This is a genomic window from Anaerosporomusa subterranea, from assembly GCF_001611555.1.
Classification (GTDB): Bacteria; Bacillota; Negativicutes; order Sporomusales; family Acetonemataceae; genus Anaerosporomusa; species Anaerosporomusa subterranea.
Genome location: NZ_LSGP01000017.1, coordinates 936,512 through 949,418 on the forward strand (window position 1 = coordinate 936,512; position 12,907 = coordinate 949,418).

A 12,907-nucleotide genomic window follows, 5' to 3' on the forward strand; every position below is an offset into this window, starting at 1 on the left:
CGGTCCGGGACATGTTGACGATATGAGCCCGCGGGCAAGGAAAGCGATTGAGTCTGCTGATGTCGTGGTTGGTTATGACACCTATTTAAAACTGGCAACAGAGGTAATCGGGAATAAAGAGACATTTGGTTCCGGAATGATGCAGGAAATCGAGCGCTGTCAAGCGGCGGTGGATTTGGCTCTGAATGGCAAGAACATTGCCGTCATTTCCAGTGGCGACCCTGGCATCTATGGCATGGCAGGACTTATTCTGGAACTGGCTATGCAGCATTCGTCAGATATTCGGCCGGAAGTCACCGTGATTCCGGGCATCAGCGCCGTCAGTGCTGCGGCAGCCTTACTGGGGGCGCCATTGATGCATGATTTTGCGGTGATCAGCTTGAGCAATCTGTTGACCCCGTGGGAGGTTATCCGTAAACGGGTCGAGATGGCGGCAGCCGCAGATTTTGTTATTGCACTGTATAATCCGAAAAGTGTGAAACGGGTCACCCAGATTGAAGAGGTCAGAGAAATTTTGCTGCAGCATCGGCCTGCCACGACGCCGGTCGGCATTGTCCATCATGCGACCCGTCCGGAAGAGAAGCAAGTGATTGCCACTCTGGATAACTTCACCCAAGAATTTATTGATATGTTTTCCTTGGTGATCATCGGCAACAGTCAAACCGTTGTACGGGAAGGCCGTATGATTACACCGAGGGGCTACCAGCTGTGATTTTAGTAATAGCAGGAACGCAGGACGGGAGGGAACTCGCCAGCCTGATTGCGCGGCAGGGATACTCGGTACTGGTATCGGTCGTGAGCGAATATGGACGTGAACTAGCGGATGAACCGAACCTTAGTGTTCATACCGGCTCTCTCGACTGTGCAGGGTTGGCTGAACTGCTGCAAACTCGCCAGATTACGTTGGTGGTGGATGCCAGTCATCCTTATGCAGTCAATGTTTCACAAAATGCGCAGCGCGCTTGCCAGACAGCGGAAGTCGCTTATCTGCGCTATGAACGCCCACGCGCGGCGATACCGGATTATGATCGGCTGTATGTTGTTGCTGATGCCGCAGCAGCCGCCAAAGCGGCTGCCACTCTAGGGAAAACCGTTTTTTTGACAACCGGCAGTCGGACGCTGTCCATCTTTAAGAACGAACCGGCTCTGTGTGAGCATCGGCTCATTGCCCGCGTGCTGCCGGAAACATCAGTGATTAAGGAATGCATCGAGTTAGGCTTCATGCCTCGTGATATTGTGGCTATGCAAGGTCCTTTTTCTCATGAACTAAATGCGGCGATGTTTCGGCAATCTGGCGCTGACGTTATTGTGACCAAGAATAGCGGTATGATTGGCGGCAGTGACAGCAAATTTACGGCGGCAATGGAACTGGGACTGCCGATTGTCATGATCGACCGGCCGGTTATTGCCTATAGTTCTGTTGCGGTATCCTTTCCGGAGGTACTTAAGTTCATAAAGGAGGTTTTGTAGGTGTCATTCATTACGCAACCTATGGCAATTGAGAAACGGAGTATGGAAATCATTGCTCCTTATTTAGAAAATCTGGATATAAGCCCGGAAGCGGTTAAGGTGTTTTCACGCATTATTCATGCTGCCGGTGATCCTGCTTATTCGGAGGTTATTGACATTCATCCGGAGGCAATTCGCGCCGGCTGTCAAGCGCTATATTCCGGCTGCCATATTTACACCGATGTGGAAATGGTTCGGACTGGCATTAACCGCCGCCGGCTGGCTGAGTTTGGCGGTGAAGTTCACTGCCTGATTGCTGATGCTGAAGTTGCCGCAGTCGCCAAGCGGGAGGGGATTACCCGCTCGATGGCAGCGATGCGTGCATTTGGCGACCGTTTGGATGGCGCGGTGGTCGCCATTGGCAATGCGCCGACAGCCTTGTTTGAAGTGCTGGAGTTGATCCAGCATTCGGGTATCCGGCCGGCATTAATTGTTGGCGTTCCGGTGGGATTTGTCGGGGCAGCTGAGTCGAAAGCACTGCTTGCCGAGACATCACCGGTGCCGTATATCACTGTCAAAGGAACGAAAGGCGGCAGTCCGATTGCGGCGGCAACAGTGAATGCTTTGCTCTATATGCAGGATCAGGGACGATATGATGGCTGATTTGCAGATACCGCGCCTGGTGATTGCCGCTAATCATAGCGGGGCTGGCAAAACAACGATTGTTACCGGCTTGCTGGCGGCGCTTGCCGGTCGTGGGCTAAAGGTTCAATCCTATAAGGTTGGTCCTGATTATATTGATCCTGGCTATCACCAATTGGCCAGCGGCAAACCGGCGCATAATCTTGATACCTGGCTGCTGCCTGCAGAAGAAATGGTCTCCATTTTCTCGGAAACGGCGGCAGGTAACGATATCGTAATTATCGAAGGGGTTATGGGTCTGCATGATGGCGGACGCAGCGGCATTAGCAGCACTGCCGCGATTGCCAAATTACTAAACGCACCTGTGGTCCTGGTGGTTGACGCTAGATCAATGGGCGAGAGCGCTGCCGCAACAGCGTTAGGCTATAAGCTTTATGATCCTGAGGTGAATTTCGCCGGCGTGATTATTAACCGCATCGGCTCAGAATCGCATCAAACGATGATCAGCGAAGCTCTTGACCGGCTCAAGATCCCTGTGCTAGGCTCGATCAAGCGCAACGCTGATCTTACTATGCCGGAGCGGCATCTTGGCCTAACGCCGGTAACAGAACATGATATTGGACAGACGCTACAGACACTTTCCGCTCAAATTAGCAAGCAGGTAGCTGTCGATCAGATTCTGGAACTGGCGAAGCAGGCGCCGCCGCTGCAACGAGTGAATAAGCAGAAAAAAACAGTTGCTTCAGTCGTCCGTATCGGGGTTGCCCAGGATGATGTATTTTCGTTTTATTATCCGCAAAGCCAGGATGCGCTTGCTGCACAGGGGGCCGAGATTGTACCGTTTAGTCCGTTGCGGGATGCTTCTCTGCCAGATGTCGACGGCTTGATCCTAGGCGGCGGTTTTCCGGAAATGTTTGTTGATCAGCTCACAGCCAATCAAAGTATGCGACAGGCTATCTATCAGGCGGGACGGCAAGGTATGCCGATTTATGCTGAATGCGGCGGACTCATGTACTTATCCCACAGTATTAATGATTTTGCCGGTCGCTCTCATGCTATGGTCGGATTGGTGCCTGCAACCTGCGCGATGCAGAATAAACTGGAAACAGTTGGTTATGTAGAAGCTACTGCTTTATGCGATAATGTACTATGTCAGGCTGGCGATGTGATTCGCGGCCATGAGTTTCATTTTTCGCGGATGCTGCTAGATCATGAGGTCGGCGATTTTCCTTGGGCTTTTCAATTTAAGAAAATACGGACGGGAGCAGCTTATCCAGGCGGCTTCATGACTGATAATATTTTAGCGTCCTATCTTCATCTGCATTTTGCCGGCAATCAGCAGGCTGCTAGACGCTTTGTTGAAAAATGCAAACAGTTTAAGGAAGACCATAGTAAGAAAAACCGCTGATACGGTCTTCGGGGCGGGGGAACGTAGTACAAAGAACGCGAAGCGCCCTTAGCGCGCTTCGCGCCTGCACAAAACGCACATATTTTTGCGTTCCCGCTTTGCGGGCTTTGTGCGCTTCGCGCGCTTAGTGTTAAACGTTACTTTATGTTAAGAATACCTGGAGGTGGTCTCATTGGCGAAAACGATTATGCTGCAGGGGACAAGTTCCCATGTGGGTAAAAGCATTATTACCACAGCGCTATGCCGGATTTTTTATCAAGCCGGTCTGAAAACTGTTCCGTTTAAGGCGCAGAATATGGCCTTAAACTCCTATGTTACCAAACAGGGTGATGAAATGGGACGAGCGCAGGTTGCGCAGGCGGAAGCGGCCGGGCTTGAACCGACTGTCGAGATGAATCCCGTTTTACTCAAACCAACCGGTAACGCCAGTTCGCAGGTTATTGTTATGGGCAAGCCTGTTGGCGTGATGTCAGCCAAGGATTATCACTCTGGTTACAGTGTTACTGCCCTTAACGTGATCGGCGAGTGCTTGCAAAAATTGCATCAGGATTTTGATGTCATTGTCATTGAAGGCGCAGGCAGTCCGGCGGAAGTCAACCTAAAGGCCAACGATATTGTCAATATGCGTATTGCCAAACTGGCTCCGGCGCCGGTGCTGTTGATTGCTGATATTGACCGGGGCGGCGCCCTGGCTTCGGTTGTCGGCACGCTGGAACTCTTAGAACCTGATGAGCGGGACTTGGTGAAAGGTATTATCATCAACAAATTCCGCGGCGATATCAATCTGTTGAAACCAGCGCTGGATTTTCTTGAACAAAAAACCGGCAAGCCGGTGGTGGGTGTCGTGCCGCATCTGGAGCAACTAGGCATTGATGATGAGGATTCCGTATCACTTGACGATAAACAGCCTGTCGCAAAGCGGGATATTGAGATCGCGGTGATGCGGCTGCCGAAAATCTCCAACTTTACCGACTTCGATTCCTTGGCTAGAGAAGAAGATGTGACAGTGCGCTATGTTCGTCAGGGTGAAGCGATTGGGAACCCGGATTTGCTGATTCTTCCCGGCAGCAAAAATACTACCGAAGATCTCTTGTATTTGCGCGAGCAGGGTTATGACCAGGATATTATCCGTATGTCAGCAACCGGCACGCCAATTGTTGGCATCTGCGGCGGTTATCAGATGCTGGGTAAGGAGATTCATGATCCCGAGCATACCGAATCGGACATTGATCGGGTAGAAGCTCTGGGCTTATTAGCTACGGTGACGACGTTTGCGGCTGATAAGATTACCCATCAGGTAACAGCCGGTTGCAGCAGTCATGGCTTCTTAGGCATGAATTACACTGCTGTAACCTTGCAAGGCTATGAAATTCATATGGGGCGGACAGAATTCCTCGGCCCGGTCATCCCGGCTTTTACCATCACAAGCCGTTCAGGGAGTGTGCATAATTGTGCCGATGGAGTGGTACGCTCTGATGGTTTGGTGATGGGCACTTACATACATGGTATTTTTGATAATGATGAGTATCGCCGGACAGTAATAGACAATCTGCGCACGCGCAAAGGCCTTGCACCGCTAAAAACAGTGCAAGATACGCAGGCGCGCAAGCAGGAAAGTTATAACCGTTTAGCCGAAACAGTAAAGAACAGTCTTGATATGGGCTTAGTTCATCGAATAATGGGTGTTGAATAGTATGATTATAGGAGTACAGGCACTGATTCCCTTGTTTGCCGTATTGATAGATACTGTGGTTGGTGACCCGCGCAGCAAGTGGCATCCGGTAGTGCTTATCGGCAATTTGATAGCCACTTTGGAGAGAGTGCTCCGCAAACCAGATGCCTCCGTGCAACGGCAACACTGGGCCGGAGCTATTTTGGTGTGTTTAGTATTAGGAATGGTATATAGTGTCGTCAAGGATTTGCTGTATATATTAGAACTGCTGCACCCGCTGGCCGGATTTACCGGTGGCGCAGTTTTGCTTTCCTTTGCGATCACGCCCCGCAGTTTGGCTGAAGCAGGCTGTGAGATCAAAGACTATTTACTAGCCGGTGATTTAGTGCAGGCAAGAGCTAAGGTGGGCTGGATCGTCGGACGTGATACCGACTCACTGGACGAAGCGAGCGCCACTCGCGCTACAGTGGAAACGGTGGCCGAAAATATTGTCGACGGCATTGTTTCCCCGCTTTTTTATGCCGCTATCGGTGGTGTGCCACTAGCTTTTTTGTATCGGGCGGTCAATACGCTTGATTCTATGGTTGGTTACAAAAATGAGAAGTATCTTCATTTTGGCATGGTTGCTGCTAGAGTGGACGATGTCTTCAATTATATTCCGGCAAGATTGACCGGCCTATTAGTCATTATTGCGGCCGCTTTGCTACGCTATGATGCCAAAGGCGCCATGAAAACCATTTTGCGGGATGCTGCCAAGCATCCTAGTCCCAATAGCGGCATCCCAGAGGCGGCAGTGGCAGGCGCGCTCGGGATCAGGCTAGGCGGCTTAAACTACTATGGCGGTGTTGCCTCTTTCCGCTCCTATATGGGAGAACCCCACAAACCACTTGTGGCGCAGCATATTCAGCAAACCACTCAGCTAATGGCTCTGGTAACCAGCCTGACTGTGGTCGTTGTTGTGCTGTTGGGAGAATGGTTATGGGCATAACGGTAAAGGCGCCCGGTACTTGCGGTGAATTGGTGCAAGGAGCAATTAACGGGCAAAACTTCTTAATTACCTGTCCGATCAATGTCTATTCCACAGTGGAGATTGGCTTTGGTCAGCAGCAAACAAGCAGTATTGGTGATAAAACTAGGACTGCAGTAAAAAAGACGCTAGCGTATCTGCAACAATCGGCGGCTGAGTTAACGATAGCCGCGAAATCTGAGCTACCAATCGGCAAAGGGATGGCTTCGAGCAGCGCCGATATTGCTGCAGCCTGTCAGGCTACGGCCCAATATTTTGGCAGGGTATTGACTGCGGATGAAATTGCCGATATTGCGCTAGCAATTGAACCGACTGATGGAATCTTCTATCCGGGAATCGTGATGTTCGATCATGTCAGTGGTAGCATCCGGCGGTTGCTGGGGGCTCCACCGACTATTTATATTGCCGTCTTTGATGTTGGCGGCGAAGTGAACACGCAACGTTTTAATCAGCGCGACGATTTAGCTGCTTTAAATGCCGCTAAGGAAAGCCTGGTGCAGCAAGCAGTGGAACTGGTAACAGAAGGTCTACGCTATGGTGATAGCCAGATGATTGGCCGGGGCGCTACCTTGAGCGCTGTTGCCAACCAAACAACACTGTATAAACCTTGCTTAGAAAAGGTAATTGAGATTGCCGAGCGGTACGGTGCTGTTGGAGTGAATGCCGCGCATAGCGGCACTGTATTAGGGATACTTTTTCCCGCCAGTGAACGATCACAAATGTCATCATGTATAAAAACTGTGTCGGCAGCCTGTTCTGGTATTACTTATTGGCGAATAGTAGAAATGATTTCAGGCGGATTGACCACAGTGGAGGGGTAACAATGCAACACTTCGAACACGGAGGCAACTTGTATGCTGCTGCGCGGCAAACAGGCGCCAACCTTAGCGAGTATCTTGATTTCAGCGCTAACATTAATCCTTTGGGGATTCCCACTAGTGTGCGACAGGCTCTGGCGATGTCGCTGGATAGCATTATTCATTACCCTGACACAGAAGCTGCTATGTTTAAACAAGCGGTCAGTCAGCATTACAGAGTGCCGGTTGAAACGATTACTGCTGGCAATGGTGCAGTGGAACTACTCTATGTACTTTGCCATGTCATTAAGCCCAGACGCGTTTTAATTCCCGCGCCTGCTTTTAGTGAATATGAACGGGCAGCTCGCGCCGCCAGAGCAGAAATTGAATATTTCTTTTTGCAGTCTGAGGCTGGTTTTGCTGTAGCAATCGAGGAAATAATTTCGGCTTTACCTACGGTTGATATGGTGTTTTTGGGCAATCCTAACAATCCAACCGGCGTGCTGGTTGAGAACAGACAGATCGAGACCCTATTGGCGGCAGCGAAGGAATGCAATGTTACGGTCGTGGTTGATGAATCTTTCCTAGACTTTTTGCCAGAGGACAGCATGTATACCTGTCGGCCCCTTTTGCGAAAATACCCAAATCTATTTATCCTACATTCACTAACTAAATTTTATGCTATGCCTGGTTTACGGCTGGGCTTTGCACTGACTAATCCAGACCTGACCGGTCTGCTTCACCTAGGAAAAGACCCTTGGAATGTAAATTGTCTGGCGCAAATAGCAGGCGTGACTGCTCTTAACGACTCGGATTACCGTCAACAAAGCCGTCGCTTGCTTGCCGACGAAATAAACCTCTTTTATCAGGGGTTAGCAGATATTCCTGGCTTAAAAGTTTATCCCCCTACAGTTAACTTTATCTTAATCGATATTACAGGTGCGGGAATGATGGCGACAAATTTGCGAAAAGCGATGATGGAGAATAAAGTATTAATCCGTGACTGCAGTAATTATCCCGGACTTTCGCCTTTTTTCATCCGAGTGGCGATTAAACAACCGAAACAAAATCGGCTGCTGCTTAAGGTTCTGCGGCAAGCTTTGACGAAATAATGCTCACTCTTTGCTAGATAATAGCGGTGTGATGTTGACGTTCGCTTAATCTTATGCTAATATATGAAGGTATCAAATGCGGGCGTGGCGGAACGGCAGACGCACCAGACTTAGGATCTGGCGGGGCGACCCGTGGAGGTTCAAATCCTCTCGCCCGCACCATTAGCTTTATACATTGGGGAGTCGCCAAGCTGGCTAAGGCATCGGACTCTGACTCCGACATTCGAGGGTTCAAATCCTTCCTCCCCAGCCAGTTACTCCTTAAAAATGTGGTATACAAAAGCTGAGATTTCGATGGTAAATCTTAGTTTTTTTGTGCTATAAATTATAAAGTTCCAGGTGAATTAAGCCTTAGGACGAAAGAAACGGAGCACGAGAGTCGTTAAACGCACGAGTGCCACTAAATGATGATCGTATAATAATACAGGTGCTTTTGTGCCGCTAGTGTCACTCGCGTTCAGTGTACCACGTACCTCGATAAACAGAACAAAGAGGAAGCTGTGAGCTTCCTCTTTGTTCTTGGAGTAGGGTGCGATTGCAACTGTCAGGAACCAATTACTGTCCTCCGTTTAGAAGAGGACACTGACTGAACACCTGGAGTTTTCATGGCAGTCCACCTCCGTTAATACTATGCCCGAGCACAAGAACAACTATTCAAGATTTTATCCGATGACCAAGCCGTTCTAAGACTCCCACTTCTAAAGAGGAGCAAGAGCGGCTAAGTCCCTGGATAAGTACGGCTAGGATTCAGATCGAGTTAAACGCCACCTGAATCAAGTCTGCTTTATTTGGTTTCTTTGTTCACATCTTTAAATTCAAGACCTTGCGTTTTTAAGGTTGGCGAGCCTGCCGTTTTTCGCTCCCGCTCTTGTGCCTTATTGCTTTGTACGGTATGTGACTGGTCCCATGTTTTTTTATCCATCAGCAATCACCTCCTAAGCTCAGTTTTCCCTCTGTTGTAGAAGATTATAGCGTAGGATGCCAAAGTCAGAGGAAAACAGCAATACTCTGTAGAATAATGATAATGCTAAACTATTGCCGGAGGTTCTTATGGCGCCAACTAAAGCGGAATTGCTTGCCTATCTGCGCCAAGCCCGGGCAGAATATCCTTTATTGACAAAGGAAGAACTGGAAGCCTTGGCGTTAGCGCATTTTGCTGGCGGGTTAAGCGAAGTGAAGCCAACACCAGAGAAAACTGTGCCGCAAGCTGAGTCTGCTCCTAGGACGGCAGTTGTCTCAGACCAACTGATTGAGGAGCGGATAACGATAGTAGATTCCAATCCACCGTCTGCAATCACTGCTGCGCTGACGCAAGAACCGCCTCAGCACAATGCCGAAATTGTCTGGCCTGTTTTGAGTCGGCGGGTAGTATTTGTGACGCTTATCATCGCGATGGCTTTCTCGGCGGTGATCGCAGGCTCTTATTTTTATGGCTTGCGGACTCCACCACCTAAGGGAAAAGTGATTGCGTCTGTCACTGATCTCAGCGAAACAGCTCCCTACGAAACCGGCGAAGTTACCCAATTCGGAAAGCGATTCGCTGGCAATGCCTCATATTATGATGATAAATATCATGACAAGGTTCTAGAAATGGTCGGCATGGTTGAGGTTGTGGAGCGAAATTCTGAAGGTTATTTAGAGGCAACGCTATTATTAGTTGATCAGCGGAATACTGTTTTCCGGGCGCGTTTTCGCTTTCTGCCAGAGCAGGAGGAAGCGATAGCTTTGGCACGGGGGACTATGGCTGTGCTAAAGGGCAATTATGCTAGATATAAAGATGGGATGATACGACTATTTCCTGCAGTTGTCGTGTATAATAGCGCGCAGCCGGAAGGATAGGCAGAACACTGCCGCGAACACAATCTTTTCCGCGAGCGTGTGGCGGCAATGACCGAAACCATTGCAACTAACTCAGTCGCAATGTCATTTGATACGTTCCGTCTTTTGTATGATTGGATCGCAGAACACGTGCTGGTCAGAGATGCTGAATATGTCCCCTATGTAAGTAAATAACAAAGAGCCTGAGCAATGTTGAAGAATTGCTCAGGCTCTATTTATTCGAATTAGTAGTATCAACTTAACTATGTATAACTCAACCCGGCGCTTGTTGATAGCCCTTAGATGCTACTTACGAGATGGGGGTTATCAACAAGCGCCGTCTTTGGGATCGCTCAGAGGCCCCAGATGCTAGGCGCGACGAGCACGTCAGCGATCGCGTACAGTGGGGTACGCAGAGCGAACGCGCACAGGAGCAACAACGCAGATGGGGTCTATCAGCGATCCCAAACTACATGCGGCGGAATAGGCCAACTACCTTCCCAACCACATCCACCTTATCCGCATATATTGGTGCCATCGTGTCGTTTTCTGGCTGCAGCCGGTAACGTCCGCCTTCTTTGTAAAATCTCTTTACAGTCGCTTCTTCTTCATCTAATAGTGCGACAATGATGTCGCCATTATTGGCGGTGCTAGTCTCTCTGACCAAAATGTAATCACCGTCAAGAATACCGGCATTAATCATGCTATCGCCGCGCACGTCCAACATGAACACATTGTCATCGCGACCGATGAGCTCAGCAGGAAGCGGGAAAGTTTCTTCGACATTCTCGACCGCTAAAATGGGTTGGCCTGCAGTAACCCGGCCGATATGGGGAACTGGGATCATGTTTCTTTGTCGCCAGGAAGATTCATCCATAATCTCGATTGCTCTTGGCTTGGTGGGGTCACGCCGGATGAAGCCTAATGCCTCAATTTTTGCCAAATGAGCATGAACAGTGGAACTTGAACTGAGGCCCACCGCTTTGCCAATTTCGCGTACAGAAGGCGGATATCCCTTTGCACGAACATTCTGTTTGATATACGCTAAGATCTTCTCTTGTTTATCGCTTAATGATTCCGGCATATACATCACCTCATCGCTATTATAGCATGGATTATAACAAAAACAAACAGGAGTTCGCAAACAGGACTTGACACGAACGTATGTGTGATGTACTATCTAATCAAAGAACATATGTTCCGAAAAGGTAGTGGTATTGAATGAAGATTATAACTGGTATAGTGATTGCCATTGTATTCTATCTAGGAATAGTTCATGCTAATCCCTTAGCTGACCAATCACAAGTAACCGTCATTCAGGTTCGATCGGGAGATACAGTATGGAAGATCGCGGCCGAACACTCTGCAGAACGCCAGGATATCCGCGAGGTTGTTTCAGTGATTCGCCAGTTGAATCAACTCAATCATAACGGACAGATTCAACCCGGACAATTGCTTAAAGTTCCTAAACAATCTATGTAGCATTCACACATCGTCAATCAGGATCTAATACAAATCTCTTGGCAGTCTGTTGTCATACTCGGGTAGCTCCGATAACGGGGTTGGTGTCACACGATGAAGTGCTTAAAGTAACAAAACCCGAAGTTTAATCAGACTTCGGGTTTTGGATTTATCGTCGATCCCCGCTTCCGCAGAATGCTTTAACTATGGAAAGTACGTCAAGATAAAGTTTCCAGCCGGTCTGTGTACAGATGATTAAATGTTAATGGCAGACTATTATTAAGACCTTTGGAGAATAGCAATTGGTGAATATTTAAGCCCGACGTCCGAAAAGAAGCAGCGCAGCCACGTAAATATATACTCCACATTCTTACGAAGCGTTTGCCAAATTTCTGTTCAATTTCATCAATATGTTTACCAAAATTCATATACCAACGGTCAAGGGTTGCGGCGTAATGCATACGTAAGCTTTCGACATGCAGCAGGTGAAAATCATATTCCGGTAAAAGCCACATAGTTTCCCGTAAGGAAGGGACGTAGCCACCAGGAAAAATATATTTTTCCATCCAGGAGTTTACTGGTTTTTCCTTTGTTGCCGTTATTGTGTGCAACAGCGAAACTCCTCCAGGCGTCAGTAGCCGATTTATTTTCTTCATATATTTAGGTAGGTTTTCTTTACCCACATGTTCAAACATACCAACACTTACTATTTTATCGAATTGATATTTGGTTTCGTCTAAGTCCTGATAATTAATCAGCATGACATCGACTTTATCTGCTAAACCCATCTTACTAATTCGCTCTCGCGTAGCGCTAAACTGTTCCTCACTTAAGGTAAGGCCTAGCGCGTTGACTCCGTACATTTGCGCTGCTGTTAGGATAAGCCATCCCCATCCACTCCCGATATCTAAGAGCCGCTCACCTGGTTTTAGGCTTAATTTCCTAAGAATATGGTGGATCTTTTGCATTTGGGCTTGAAACAAGGAGTCTTCGATAGTATTGAAATAAGCACAGGAGTAACTCATAGTCTCATCCAACCATAGGGAGAAAAAATCATTTCCTAAATCGTAATGATGCTTAATATTTTCTTTTTGTTGCCATCGATTGGTTGCGCTGTTGATTGTGTTAAATGCTAATGCTAGTTTACTGCCTTGCCCATGGGCCGTGAATATGTTTTTATTTAGTTCTACAATCTGGATAACTTCACCTAGGTCACCTTCGAAGTCAAAAACTTCGTCCACATAGGCTTCTCCAAAAGAAAGCATTGGGTCGGCGAAGTCAAAATTCAGGGGCGGTGCTTTTTTAAAAATTATTTTAATTTTTGGCGGGACGTTTCCATAAGTGACGTCCTCGCCATCCCAGTATACGACTCTAAAGTCACCTGTTGCTTTCTCAAACAACGATTTAAGCAATAGCTTTTTCATACTCGTCCTTTCATAAATGCGAACGTCTCGCCGAGTGGGAGCTTACAGCTTTAGAATAACTCAGTAGATAGTCGTGTCACTAAATAAAAAAATTATA

At 48.1% G+C, this 12,907-nt stretch carries 13 protein-coding genes and 2 tRNA genes; 12 read left to right on the forward strand and 3 right to left on the reverse strand.

Annotated elements, in window-relative coordinates:
* Nucleotides 1-22 precede the first annotated feature (22 nt).
* The 10 genes from cobJ to AXX12_RS11875 all read left to right on the forward strand — a co-directional run bounded on the left by cobJ (nucleotide 23) and on the right by AXX12_RS11875 (nucleotide 8,360).
* Nucleotides 23-712, forward strand: coding sequence for a precorrin-3B C(17)-methyltransferase (cobJ, locus tag AXX12_RS11830; RefSeq protein ID WP_066243110.1), 690 nt, complete (start codon nucleotides 23-25; stop codon nucleotides 710-712).
* On the forward strand, nucleotides 709-1,470 hold the full coding sequence (gene cobK / locus AXX12_RS11835) for a precorrin-6A reductase (RefSeq protein ID WP_066242658.1): 762 nt from the start codon (nucleotides 709-711) through the stop codon (nucleotides 1,468-1,470). Before cobJ ends, cobK begins: the two co-directional genes overlap by 4 nt.
* Nucleotides 1,471-2,112: a precorrin-8X methylmutase gene (locus AXX12_RS11840; RefSeq protein ID WP_066242661.1), complete on the forward strand. Its 642-nt coding sequence runs from the start codon at nucleotides 1,471-1,473 to the stop codon at nucleotides 2,110-2,112. It begins immediately after the preceding gene.
* The gene (locus AXX12_RS11845) at nucleotides 2,105-3,499 is read left to right on the forward strand and encodes a cobyrinate a,c-diamide synthase (RefSeq protein ID WP_066243112.1); all 1,395 of its coding nucleotides are present in this window, start codon (nucleotides 2,105-2,107) and stop codon (nucleotides 3,497-3,499) included. The genes AXX12_RS11840 and AXX12_RS11845 overlap by 8 nt, the downstream gene beginning before the upstream one ends.
* 172 nt (nucleotides 3,500-3,671) lie before the next feature.
* The gene (locus AXX12_RS11850) at nucleotides 3,672-5,192 is read left to right on the forward strand and encodes a cobyric acid synthase (RefSeq protein WP_066242664.1); all 1,521 of its coding nucleotides are present in this window, start codon (nucleotides 3,672-3,674) and stop codon (nucleotides 5,190-5,192) included.
* A gap of 1 nt (nucleotide 5,193) precedes the next feature.
* On the forward strand, nucleotides 5,194-6,159 hold the full coding sequence (gene cbiB, locus AXX12_RS11855; protein ID WP_066242667.1) for an adenosylcobinamide-phosphate synthase CbiB: 966 nt from the start codon (nucleotides 5,194-5,196) through the stop codon (nucleotides 6,157-6,159).
* On the forward strand, nucleotides 6,150-7,019 hold the full coding sequence (locus AXX12_RS11860) for a GHMP family kinase ATP-binding protein (RefSeq protein WP_066242669.1): 870 nt from the start codon (nucleotides 6,150-6,152) through the stop codon (nucleotides 7,017-7,019). Before cbiB ends, AXX12_RS11860 begins: the two co-directional genes overlap by 10 nt.
* 2 nt (nucleotides 7,020-7,021) lie before the next feature.
* Nucleotides 7,022-8,107 (forward strand): threonine-phosphate decarboxylase CobD, encoded by a 1,086-nt coding sequence (cobD, locus tag AXX12_RS11865; RefSeq protein ID WP_066242673.1) that lies wholly within the window; start codon nucleotides 7,022-7,024, stop codon nucleotides 8,105-8,107.
* A gap of 78 nt (nucleotides 8,108-8,185) precedes the next feature.
* A tRNA-Leu gene (locus AXX12_RS11870) sits at nucleotides 8,186-8,269 on the forward strand.
* A 14-nt stretch (nucleotides 8,270-8,283) separates the two neighbouring features.
* Nucleotides 8,284-8,360 (forward strand) — tRNA-Gln (locus tag AXX12_RS11875).
* A gap of 531 nt (nucleotides 8,361-8,891) precedes the next feature.
* On the opposite strand, the gene AXX12_RS19360 is transcribed toward AXX12_RS11875, so the two are convergent.
* Entirely contained in the window at nucleotides 8,892-9,029 is a 138-nt protein-coding gene (locus AXX12_RS19360) for a hypothetical protein (RefSeq protein ID WP_156478643.1), read from the reverse strand.
* A 128-nt stretch (nucleotides 9,030-9,157) separates the two neighbouring features.
* Here AXX12_RS19360 and AXX12_RS11880 point away from each other — a divergent pair, with 128 nt between their 5' ends.
* Entirely contained in the window at nucleotides 9,158-9,946 is a 789-nt protein-coding gene (locus AXX12_RS11880) for an OB-fold protein (protein WP_066242676.1), read from the forward strand.
* Nucleotides 9,947-10,394: 448 nt separating this feature from the next.
* On the opposite strand, the gene lexA is transcribed toward AXX12_RS11880, so the two are convergent.
* Nucleotides 10,395-11,015, reverse strand: a complete 621-nt coding sequence (gene lexA / locus AXX12_RS11885) for a transcriptional repressor LexA (RefSeq protein WP_066242679.1) — start codon at nucleotides 11,013-11,015, stop codon at nucleotides 10,395-10,397.
* A gap of 131 nt (nucleotides 11,016-11,146) precedes the next feature.
* Here lexA and AXX12_RS11890 point away from each other — a divergent pair, with 131 nt between their 5' ends.
* Entirely contained in the window at nucleotides 11,147-11,407 is a 261-nt protein-coding gene (locus AXX12_RS11890) for a LysM peptidoglycan-binding domain-containing protein (protein ID WP_066242681.1), read from the forward strand.
* 197 nt (nucleotides 11,408-11,604) lie between these two features.
* Here AXX12_RS11890 and AXX12_RS11895 read toward each other — a convergent pair whose 3' ends face one another.
* Complete coding sequence (locus AXX12_RS11895) at nucleotides 11,605-12,810, reverse strand: SAM-dependent methyltransferase (RefSeq protein WP_066242684.1); 1,206 nt, start codon at nucleotides 12,808-12,810, stop codon at nucleotides 11,605-11,607.
* Between the last annotated feature and the right edge of the window lie 97 nt (nucleotides 12,811-12,907).